Source organism: Ardenticatenales bacterium, assembly GCA_020634515.1.
Lineage (GTDB): Bacteria > Chloroflexota > Anaerolineae > Promineifilales > Promineifilaceae > JAGVTM01.
Genome location: JACKBL010000007.1, coordinates 263,779 through 276,397, shown reverse-complemented (window position 1 = coordinate 276,397; position 12,619 = coordinate 263,779). Strand labels below are relative to the sequence as shown.

Below are 12,619 nucleotides of genomic sequence, written 5' to 3'. Positions count from 1 at the left end.
TGAATTGACCGGGGGCGGGCCGCCCATATGCGATATTGTCATATCGAACGCTACCCTGGTCGTCCTGGAAAATGGAGAATTAATGGTCAACAGTCCGGTATCCGTGCCCGTTCTTGTAAACGGAGCAGGCGTCGGTGTGCTTTCCGGGGTAACCAATGCGCACGGCATTGCCACGACGACGAACACCATTTCCCACACAGCCGCATGCCCGGGCACAGTCACGGTCGGGGCCAGGTCGCAAGGCTTCTGAAGCCAACGGTGAGGCCGGGCCGGAGAATCGAATTGGTAACGATTCACGACCACCTTCCCGGAAGCTGTTTTGATGCCAAATGAGCTGAATCATGCGGCGTATTGCGCTTGAAATCGAGCTTCCGGGAAGATCTCTGGGGCCATATACCCTGGAGGCTGAATAGATACTCGAATTGTTTGTTTAGATGAATGAATCTATCGTGCCGGCATTTGGCAAATGCCGGCACGTCCCATGTGGATAGTTGAATGCTGCCGCCTATCTCCGCCAGCGGCCATTTACTTGTGTACCCAATGCCACGGCAAACACCCCATCCACCACCCAGCAACACCCCCGGCTATCCCACCCCTTCACAAGAACATCACGAAATTCGCAGGAACCAAATCGTATGAACAGAACCAGTCCCGTTCACCCCCATTTCCTCGCCTCCCTCCGCCGCCGTCTGGCGCGACGATTAGGCCCGGTCAGCGCCGTCATACTGCCACCGCTGCTCCTGCTGGCCATCCTCATCGGCTGGATGAGTCCCCCGCCATCCCTGGCCCAAACCCGCGCCCACAGCGGCAACATCCTCTACGCCAGCCCCACGGGCACAGGCAGCGCCTGCACCCTCGCCGATCCCTGCGCCCTGCAAACAGCCGTGAACATCGCCGTCGGCGGGGACGCCGTCCACGTCGCCGCCGGCACATACGGCCCGGATGGCGCCGCGCAAACCGTGCTGGTGAACAAAACCATCACCCTCACCGGCGGCTACAACGCCAACTACGACGAACCACCCGACCCCCTGCTCAACGAAACTGCCCTGGACGGCCAGGACGTGGCCCGCGTCGTGCGGATCGAAGGCGCAGTCAGCCCCGTCATCGAAGGGTTCTGGATTCGCCACGGCGCGGCGGACGATGGGGCCGGCATCTACAACGCCGGCGGCGCGCCTACCATCCGCGCCAACCGCATTCACGACAACGCCACCAACGGCGGCGGCAATCGTGGCGGCGGCATCTACGACGGCGGCGCAGCCCTGATCCTGGAAAACGAAATCTACAACAACACCGCCGCCGCCAAGGGCGGCGGCATCTACGTGGAAAACGGCGGCGGCGAGGCCAGCGTCATCCGGCGCAACCAGATTTACGGCAACACCGCCAGCGGCAACATCTCCTTTGGCGGCGCGGTCCTCCTGGAAAACGGCAGCCTCCTGCTAGAAGCCAACATCATCCGCGAGAACAGCGCCAGCTACGGCGGCGGCATGGGTCTCTTCAACACCGCCGCCAACGCCACCATTCAGAGCAACCTCTTTGACGCCAACCACGCCCTCACCGCCTCCGGCGAAGGGGGCGCGCTCTACCTGCGCGGAACCAGCAACATCTGGAACAACACCATCGTCGCCAACACCGCCAACGCCGACGGCGCCGGCATTCAAATCATCACCGGCGCGGTCACCAACATTCGCAACAACATCGTGGCGCACAACGAAGGCGGAACCACGGACGGCATCGCCGACGACGGCGGCACCGTCACCAGCGGCTACAACGATATTTTCGACGACGCCAGCGACGTCAACGACCCTACGGACTACAACCACAATCCAGGCTTCGTCGGCAGCGGCAATTACCACCTCTCCGGCGGCAGCCTGAACATTGACGCCGGCGACCCGGCCACACCGCCCACGGTCAATCTGGATTATGACGGGGACGCGCGCCCCAATGGATCGACGATTGACGTGGGCGCGGACGAGTATTACCCCGATTTCGCGGCCATTGTCTTCACGCCGGCGTTCACCGAGGGGTTCGTGGATCGCAATGACGTGGCGATCTATGAGCATGTAGTGGAAAATGCCGGCAACGTACCCGACACCTACTCCTTCACCTGCGCCAACGACCTCAACTGGAGCATCGGCTGCCCCACCCCCGTCGCCCTTGCCGCCGGCGCATCCGCCATCGTCAACACCGCCGTGCAAGTCCCCGACCTGCCCCCCTACACCACCGGCGTCACCGTCATCACCGCCACCTCCACCCTCGACCCCGACGTCACCGCCCGCGTCGTCGTCCGCGCCATCATCATCCCCATCCCCGGCGTCGCCTTCACCCCCGCCTACTCCCGCACCCTCCTGCCCGGAACCACCATCACCCTCAGCCACGTCCTCACCAACACCGGCGACTACACAGACACCTTCCTCGTGCAACTTCTCGACGACCCCTTTGGCTGGGCCGACCTGCTTCCCGAAAACAGCTTTGAGACGGAACTCGCCAGCGGCGAAAGCGAGACGGTGCGCCTGCGCGTCACCGTGGCCGACAACGCCGCCGCCGGCCTGGCGAATGAAATTCGCCTCGCGGCAACCTCCGGCATAGACCCGGCCCTCACCGCCGCGCTCACGGACACCATCACGGCGAAAGCCACCGCCGGCACGCGCTACGTCGCCCCCGGCGGCAGCAACAGCAACAACAACTGCACCCAATCCGCCACCCCCTGCGCCACCGTGGCCCACGCCGTGGCCCAGGCCACCTTCGGCGACGAAATCCGCATCGCCCGTAGCGAAACGCCCTACAGCGAGCCAACCATTGACCTGAACACCACCCTCTACCTGTCCGGCGGCTGGGACAGCAGCTTCACCACGCAGGGGAATGCCGGCCAGACCACCATCGAACCTGCCGGCAATTCCCTCATCTTCAACATCGCCCCCGGCTTCATCCAACCCACCCTCGGCAACCTCACCCTCAGCGGCGGCAGCGGCCTCAACGGCGGCGCGGTCTTCGTCGGCGCGGGGGCGCAGCCCAAATTCAGCGGCGTCATCTTCCGCAACAATGACGCCTCCCGCGGCGGCGCGCTCTACGTCAGCACCAACGCCATCGTCAACGTCAGCAAAAGCACCTTCAGCGGCAACAACGCCGCCCTACGCGGTGGCGCGGCCTACGTCGCCGGCGGCACGCTGTCCATCAAGCAGAGCCGCTTCATCACCAACACCGCCGGCGGCGGCAACGGGCACGGCGGCGGCGCGCTCTTCCTGGAAAACGGCTGGCTGCAAGCGGAAAACTCGCTCTTCCGGGAAAACAACGCCACCAACAGCGGCGGGGCCATTCACACCGTCTCCGGCCAGGCCACGCTAGGCAACAACACCTTCGTCGCCAACAGCGGTGGCAGCAGCGGCGGCGGCCTCTACAACAACGGAGCCAGCGTCACCCTGGGGAACACGCTCCTCATCAGCAACACGGCCACCGGCGGCGCCGTCTTCCAGCAAGCGGGCACAACCAACCTGGACTACACCCTCACCTGGGCCAACAGCGCCCCGGAAATCGTAGGCGCCACCGGCAACGCCCACCACATCATCGCCGACCCCGCTTTCCGCGACGACGATTTCCGCCTGGCCCCCGGCTCCCCCGCCGTGGACAGTGGTAATCCGGCCACAACGCTGGCCGTGGACTTCGAGGACGACTTCCGCCCCTCCGACCAGGGGTACGACCTGGGGTACGACGAGTTGGCCGGCTGCCGCGCCCGTCGCGGGCTGGATACGTTCGGTAGCATCCAGGCCGCCGTGGACGCCCCCTCCGCTGTGGCCGTGATCCAGGTCACGGGCATCTGTCGCGGCGTGAACGAGGCGGAAATCGGCGGACAAACGGTACGCCAGACGGTCATTATCACGCAGCCGCTGCGCATTGAAGGCGGCTGGAACGCCGACTTCACCGCGCGCAACGCGGACGAGACTATCATTGACGCGGAAGGCGCGGGGCGCGGCATCTATGTCACCGGCGGCGTCTCTGTCACGCTGGAGAAGCTCATCGTCATCAATGGCGCTGCGAACGCGCTCGGCGGCGGCGCGGGCGGACAAGACGCGGGCGGCGGCATTTACAACAACAACGCCAGCCTGCTGCTGCGCCAGGTTTCCGTCTTCACCAGCACGGCAACGTTGGGCGGCGGTTTCTACAACCACGCTGGCGACGTGATCATCACGGCCGTGGATGATAATGAAGTGGATGCGCTGAATGGGCGGAGTCGCTTTGGCGCGAACACGGCTAACATGGGCGGCGCACTCTACCAAAATGGCGGCGATCTGGTGCTGAATGCCGGCATGATCCTCGCAAACAATGCCGGCAGCAACGGCGGCGGCCTCTTCCACCACGGCGGCGGCCTGAACGTGAGCAACAGCGTCTTTTACGAAAACGCGGCACAAACGGGCGGCGGCATCTACAACGAAACAGGCGCGGCCACCTTCCTGCACCTGACCGTCTACAGCAACACAGCCCATAGCGGCAGCGGCGGCGGCTTCTACAACCTGAACGGGGACGCCACCATTCGCAGCAGCATCTTCCAGAGCAACCATGCCGGCAGCGGCCCAGCCATCTACGCCGCCGCCGGCACGCTGGACCTCGATTACAACTACTACCACGACTACGCTACCACGCCCGTGGTCAACGCCGACCCCGGCGCGCACTCCATCAGCAACAACAGCACGCCGCCGGGTCTGCTGGACCCCGCCAACGGTGACTTCCACCTGGCGGACGGCGCAGCCGCCCTGGACGTGGCCGATCCCGCCTCGCCATTGACCGGCGACTACGACGGCGATCTGCGCCCCTCCAACACCGGCTTCGACATCGGCGCGGACGAGTTGGGCGGCTGCCTGGTGCGCCTCAACGGCGTGGTCTACGGCAGTTTGCAGTTGGCGCTGGCCCAGGCGCAAGATGGCGACGTACTGCAAGTCTCCGGCAAGTGCAGCGGTAGCACGCTCTTTGATCCGGGCGGCGGCGGTGGCGGGGATCCCAATAGCTGCGCCGCGGCGGGCGCCGTGCCCACCACGCTTGTCATCCTACAAAACGTGACTATCAGCGGCGGCTGGGACGAGACATTCACAACACAAGACGACGTCACCTGGCTTGATGCGGAAGGAGATGGGCGCGTGGTCTACGTGGGACCGGGCGTGCAAACGACGCTGACGGGCTTCGACATCCTGCGCGGCAGCGTGAACGGCCCCGGCGCGGGCATTTGCGCGGACAACGCCACCCTGACCATCACGCACAACGCGCTCTACAGCCACACGGCGGTCAGCGGCGCGGCCATTTACGCCTACGACAGCAACCTGATCATTGACGGCAACCACATCCACGACAATCAGGCGACCAACGGCGGCGGCGTTTTCCTGTACAACAGCGTCGGCTACACCAGCACCGTCCAGAACAACTTCATCTATGCGAACACGGCCGGCGGCAACGGCGGCGGCTTCGCCAACATGGGCGGCGACCTGCGCCTGTGGCATAACGACTTCGTCACGAACACGGCCGGCAACGGCGGTGGCCTTTACCTGAACAACGGCGTGCTGGACGTGCGCGGCAACAACGTGATCAGCAACAGCAGCGGCATCTTCGCCGCCAACGGCCCCATTCTGACGCTGGACTACAACAACGTCTACGGGGGTGGAATCCATTATGGGGGCACGGCCACGCCCGGCCCGCACGCGCTGAGCGTTGACCCGCTATTCGCGGACATGGGCGAAGGGGATTTCACAATTGACATTGATTCGCCCGTGGTGGACCGGGGCGACCCGCGTCTGCCGCTGCTGTGGGACCATGAGGGGGATATTCGCCCGTCGCATCAGAGCCTGGATATTGGCGCGGATGAGGTCGGCGGATGTTTTGCGCGGATCACGACTGATCCGGAGCAAATTTATGGGAGTGTGCAGCGGGCGGTGGATGTGGCCGATGCCGGCAACACCATCCAACTAGACGGTCTCTGCTACAACGCCAATACCCGCCAGATCGCCCCCGGCCAATTCGTCTCCCAAACCGTGATCATCACCAAATCCCTCACCCTGGACGGCGATTGGGAGGTGGACCCGAACGCCACCGCCACCCTGGACGCCCGCGGCCAGGGGCGCGCCCTCTACGTCGGCAGCGGCGTCGTCGTCACCCTCACGGAAGTAACCCTGCGGAACGGCAGCGCGGCCCAGGCGGGCGGCGTCGCCGGCGGCGGCCTCGTCTACAACACCGGCACGCTCAACCTCTTGCGCGTGGACCTGTTCAACGGCGCGGCAACCAATGGCGCGGCCCTCTTTAACGACGGAACCCTGCTCTACGACCAGGGCAAGGTGGGCGAAAACAGCGCCGCAACCGGCGGCGGCGGCCTCTACAACCAGGGGACGGCCACGGTACGGCACGTTGCGTTCTACAACAACAATGCGAATAATGGTGGCGCGGTCTATCAGGCTGCCGGCATTTTCACCCTGGACGGCAACGAAATCTACGACAACAACGCCTCTCGCGGCGGCGGCATCTACCTGGGCAGCGGCAACAGCGCCACCACCATCAGCAACAACTTCATCTACCGCAACGACGCAGACGACCGCGGCGGCGGCCTCTTCAACCTCAACGGCAGCGCGGAAGCCCACATCTACTACAACACCTTCGTGCGCAACCGCGTCCTGGGGGCTGAGAGCAAAGGGGGCGGCATCTACCACGCCGGCGGCGGCGCCGACCTGCGCGGCAACATCGTGGACCGCAATTTCGGCTCCGGCATCCACGTAGACGGCGGCGCGCCCCTCATTGACTACAACAACGTCGTCGGCAACAACCCAGACTACGACGGCGACATGGCCCCCACCCCCGGTCCACACGACATCTCCGCCTTCCCTCTCTACACCAACCTGGAAGATGGCGATTTCCACCTGCAAGGCGTCTCGCGGGGCATTGATGAAGGCGATCCCGCCGTTCTGGTGCTCACCGACATCGACGGCGACATCCGCCCCACCAACAGCGCCTCGGACATCGGCGCGGATGAGTACAACGGCTGCCTGATCAAGGTCGGCAGCACCCTGTTCGGCGTGCTGCAAACGGCCATTGATTATGCCGAAAGCGAAGGGTACGATACCATCCGCATTGCTCGCGGCGAATGCAGCGGCGCGGAAGAGCGGGCGGGTACGTGGCAAATGGGCTATATCAGCCAGGACCTGACGCTGATTGGCTCCCTGCGGCGCACCGACTTCTCCGACCCGGATGACTACCACAACCACAACGTGGGCACGAACAGCACCATCCTGAACGCGCGCGGCGAAGGGCGCGTGCTACGCATCGCCGCCGGGGCCAACGTCACCATCCGCCACCTGGTGCTGATAAATGGGGACGCCGGGGCCGCCAACGACGCTACGGCTAACGGCGGCGGCATCTACAAGGCGGGAGCCGGTTCGGTGACGTTTGAGGAGTCGCTGGTTTGCGCTAATGTCGGGGAGAATGGGGGCGGGTATTATGCCGGCAGCAGCTCCGACACCCTGCTCAGCGGCGGCAGCACCGGCGCGTGCGTCGCGGCGCGGTTCGAGGGCGACACCGACACCGTCATCGACTTTGAATTCTACGACGGCAACCAGGCCACCAACGGCAACGGCGGCGGCCTGTTCATCAGCGCCGGGGCCACCTTCGAGATTCGCAACCACGGCATCACGGAAAACAGCGCCAGCGGCAACGGCGGTGGCCTGTATCACGCCGCCAGCGGGCCAAGCCAGATCGTCAACGGCATCTTCCTGGGGAATGATGCCCTAAACAACGGCGGCGGCCTCTACAACCTGGGCAGCGTGGCGCTCTATCACAACACGATACGCGGCAACACGGCAGGCGACCGCGGCGCGGGTATCTACAACGGCGTCAGTCCGCTGACGATGGACAGCAGCATCCTCTACCTGAACACGGCCAGCGGTAGCACACCCGGCATTGGCGGCGGCCTGCACTCCGTCAGCAACAATAGCAACGGCCTCTCCTACAACAACTTCAACGACAACACACCCACGGACGCCAATATCGACCGCGGCGCGCCCGTCTTCGAACATGACCCCGGATTGAGCGCATTTGGGGCGATGATTCTGCAGGATTCGGCGAATATCGACATCGCCGACCCGGCATTGCTGGACCCGGATAATGTGCCTTTTGTGGACTTCGATGCCGGCAACACCACGCGCCCCGACGGCAACCCCAACCACAACGGCCTCTACGGCATCGGCGGGGATGTAGGCGCGGACGAATACTTCAAGGACTTCGGCTGCCAGGTGCGCATCTCCGACCCCGCCATTCAAACCGTCACCCCCGGCCAGGCCGTCACCTACACCTTCACCATCGAAAACACCGGCTGGCCGCCCCCACCCACCGACGCCCTCCGCCACGGCTACACCGACACGCTGCAAATCGACCTGCTCAGCGACATCCCCGGCTGGGTCACGTTCGAGGACGGACCATCGCAAATGGTGGAACTGGATTGGCTGGAAAGCATTGCGCGCGTCCTCACCGTCACCGTGCCCATCACGGCAGCCAACGGCATCCAGGAAGTGAGCCGCGTGGCCTGCCACTCCGCCTCACTGGAAGGGACCACGCTCTACGAGTCACGCAGCGACGAAAAGGCCGCCACGACCAACGTCGGCCTCGTCACTTCCGTCCTCGTCTACCCCGACTACACCGCGGACGCTCTGCCCGGTGATGTCCTCACCTTCACGCACTACGTGCAAAACAACGGCAACCAGGTGGACACGCTGCTACTGGTCCCCAACCCCGGCGTGGCCTATGCCAGCGCCGACCTGTTCGACCTGCAAGGGATGAATGTGAACAGCACCACTGTCACGCTGGCGCCGGGCGAGGTGTACACGGTGGCCCTGCGCGTGACCATTCTGGAGACGGCGGCGGCCAATGAGACGGCCACGCCGGGCGTGGTGGCTCTCTCCACCACCGATCCCGGCGTGCAAGGCGCGGCGCTGGACCAGATCGCCATTGGCTTCGTGCCCGGCACGCGCTACGTAGCCACGGTGGGGGCCGGCGACGACAGCAACTGCCGCGATCCCAACTTCCCCTGCGCCACCATCCAGCGGGCCATCAACCAGGCCGTGGCCGGAGACGACATCCTGGTGGCCGGCGGCGTGTACACCGGCGTGGTGACGACGACCATCGGCACGGAGACGGTGACGCACAACATCTTCGTGAACAAGCCCGTGACAATTCGCGGCGGCTATGACGGGGCGGATTTCATGGCGCCGGCGCAGCCGATCACGAATGCGACGATCCTCAGTGGCGAGAATGAGCGCCGGGTGGTGTACGTGACGGCGGGCCTGACGGACACAGTGACGTTGAGCAGCCTGTTTATCCGGGATGGAGACGCGCCGATTGATTCGCAGAACCCGGCGGGATCGGAGTACGGCGGCGGTGTGTATAATGCCGGCAGCAACCTCACGATCACGGCCACCTGGATACTCTCCAATGCGGCCCAGTATGGTGGCGGCCTCTACCAGGTCACGGGCACGCTCTATCTGAACAGCGTCGTGTTCGCCGAAAACCGCAACTTGCCCAACTACGAGGGCGAGCCGGGCGAGGGTGGCGGCCTGTATGTGGTCGATGGCGACGTGCAAATGGAAAACATGACGTTTAGTGACAACCGCGCCGATCTGACGGAGTCACTGGCGGCGCAAACGACAGGCTCCGGCGGCGCGCTCTATCAGGCGCAGGGGACGCTGCGTTTCGTGAATTCCATCTTCCGCAATAATGCCGGCACATCCGTCTACATCGAACCCGGCGTCAGCGTGGAAAATGATTATAACCTGTTCCACTTCGACCCCAACCTGGGCGGCGTTGAGCCGACGAACTTCCCCACAGGCACGCACAGTTTTGCGGCCGAACCATTGTTCAGTGATACGTTCTACCACCTTGACGCCGCGTCGCCCGCGAAAGATGCCGGCACATCCGCCAATGTGCGCCTGGATGTAGACATCGACCTGGAGCCACGCCTCCAGGGCAGCCAGATCGACATCGGCGCGGACGAACGCTTGCAGCGGGCGGAATTCACCTTCACCCCCGCCGCGCAGGCCGCCACCATCGACACGGGCGCGCCGCACGTCTACACACACACGCTGCGCAACACCGGCGACTTCAGCGACACCTTCACCCTTTCCGCCAACCACGAATCCATCCCGCCCGGCGGCGGCTTCAACTACGATGTCCAGCCCGCCGCTCCCATTGACCTGGCCCCCGGCGAATCCGCCCTCGTCAGCTTCACCATCAGCGGCGGCCTGCCCGGCTACGTGGACGAAACCACCATCAGCGCCACTTCCGCCGCCAACGGCGCCAGCCGCGCCGTGGTGGACACAACGACCATCTCGCAGACGGCGGGCGTGGCTATCGGCCCGGCGCAGTCCGGCGTGGGCATCCCCGGCGGCATGATTCAGTACCACCATACGCTGACGAACACGGGCAACGGGGTGGACACCTTCACGCTGGCGGCGCAGGATGGCAACCCCGCCGATTGGAACGTGAGCGTCTCGCCGGCGGAAACGGGCTTTGTGCAGCCGGGAGCCAGCCTGCCCTTCACGGTGACGGTGGTGCTTCCGGTGGACGCCCTCAGCGGCACGGTGCATACGGTGGGCATTGTGGCGCAGGCGCACGACCCGGACGCCAGCGCCACACTCACGGACACGACCACGGCGGGCGTCTCCTCCGGCCTCAGCCTGACGCCGGACAACGAGAGCACGGTGATGGAACCGGGGCCGGTGGTGTACGCGCATACGCTGACGAACCTGGGCAACGGCGCGGACCTGGTGACGCTCTCCAGTGAATCGAACCCCGCCTGGGATGTGGTGGTCGCGCCGGAGGAGGTGCTGCTGCCGGCATTTGGCAGCGCCACGATTCTGGTCACGGTCACGGTTCCCGATGGCAGCGGCGGCACGGTGCATACCGCGCTGATCACGGCGGCCTCCAGCACGCCGGGCATCTCGGCCACGGCGGTGGACACGACGACGGTGACGGCGGACCTGGCGGTGACGCTGACGCCGGATAACGAAAGCACGGTAGAGGCGGGCGCGGTTGTCAGTTACGCGCACGTTTTGCAAAATGCCGGCAATCTCGCCGACAGCTACACCTTATCCGCCACGAGCACCGCCGGTTGGGAACTGGCGTATGACGCGGGGCCGATTGCCCTGGACCCCGGCGAGAGCGCCACGGTGATGCTCACCGTGACCGTGCCCGCCGATGCCGCGCCCGGCGACATGGATGCAGCCACGCTAACGGCCACGTCGGTGAGCGATACGGCGATCAAGGCGAGCGCGACGGATGAGACCACGGTGGCCGGCGGCATCACGCCCGCGCCGGCGGTGACGCTAACGCCCAGCTATGTGCTGACGGTGACGCCGGGCAGCCAGGCATTCTTCAACCATGTGGTGGGAAATGCCGGCAACGTCGCGGATACCATCACCCTCGCCGTCAGCGCCGCGCCCGATTGGCTGCTCATGCTCCCGCCACAGAGCGTCACCCTGGAACCGGGCACGACCGAGAGCCTTACCATCTCCATTGACGTCCCCCTCTCCGCGCCCGTGGGCACGGTTGCCGTGGTCACGGTGACGGCGACCTCCGGCGTGGATGAAAACGTCAACGCCAGCGTGATCAACCAGGCAACCGTCGTCGCGCCGCCGGAGGTGGCCGTTTCGCTGTTGCCGCACTTCCAGTCGGCCAACGCTGTGGCCGGGGCTGTGGTGGCGTATGCGCATGTGGTGACGAACCTGGGCACGGCAGCGGACACGTTCACGATTAACGGCGGCCCGACGAATCTGGGCTGGACGGTGACGGGCGTGCCGCAAACGGTGGCGTTGGCGGCGGGGGCCAGTGAGACGGTGACGGTGTGGGTGGCGGTTCCGGGAAATGCCGGCATAGGCAGCATCTCCCTGGCCACCATCACCGCCCGCTCCAACAATAACCCCGCCGTCTTCGACAGCGCCGTGGACGAAACCGTCGTCACCGGTGAAGCCAACAACACCCTCTACCTGCCCATCACCTTCCACGCGGACAACGGCGCACCGCCCCCCACACCCTCCCCCACGCCCTCCCCGACGCCCACCCCCACGGTCGGCCCCTCCCCCACGCCCACGAACACACCCGTGCCGCCCACGCCCACCCCCACCCCCACGCCCTGCACCCCAACGGGCATTGATCTGGTGGTGACGGACATCATGATTGAACCCGCACAGCCTCTCGTCGGGCAGCCCGTGCGCCTCTCCGTGACCATCCGCAACCAGGGCACGGCCAGCGTCCCCGAAGGCAACAACTTCTATCTGGACTTCTACCTGGACCGCGTGCCGCAACCCATGCTGATCGGCGACGTGGCCTGGGGCGTCCAGGGCACGGACCTGACGGCGGGGGCCAGCGTCACCTTTGTCAAGGAAGACTTCGTCTTCGGGATAGCAGGGCCGCATCAACTGTGGGCGCAGGTGGACACGGACAATACGGTTAATGAGTGCCCGCAGGAGAGCAACAACATCTTCGGGCCGACGAACATCCTCGTCAACGCCAGCGGGCAGCCGGAAGCAACCCCGCCGGCGCATAAACCCGCCGGGCTGGAGCCGCGCGTGACACCCACGCCAGACAGTCCCTAACTGCCACACAC

The 12,619-nt window shown here is 65.2% G+C and carries 1 protein-coding gene; it reads left to right on the top strand.

Features of this window, described 5'->3' with window-relative positions; translation table 11 throughout:
- Window positions 1-635: 635 nt before the first annotated feature.
- Complete coding sequence (locus H6650_18615) at window positions 636-12,608, top strand: right-handed parallel beta-helix repeat-containing protein (protein ID MCB8954025.1); 11,973 nt, start codon at window positions 636-638, stop codon at window positions 12,606-12,608.
- The last annotated feature ends 11 nt before the right edge of the window (window positions 12,609-12,619 follow it).

Bases quoted from the DNA above. Each gene is read 5' to 3' on its own strand.
- H6650_18615 (MCB8954025.1), top strand. From the start codon at position 636: ATGAACAGAACCAGTCCCGTTCACCCCCATTTCCTCGCCTCCCTCCGC.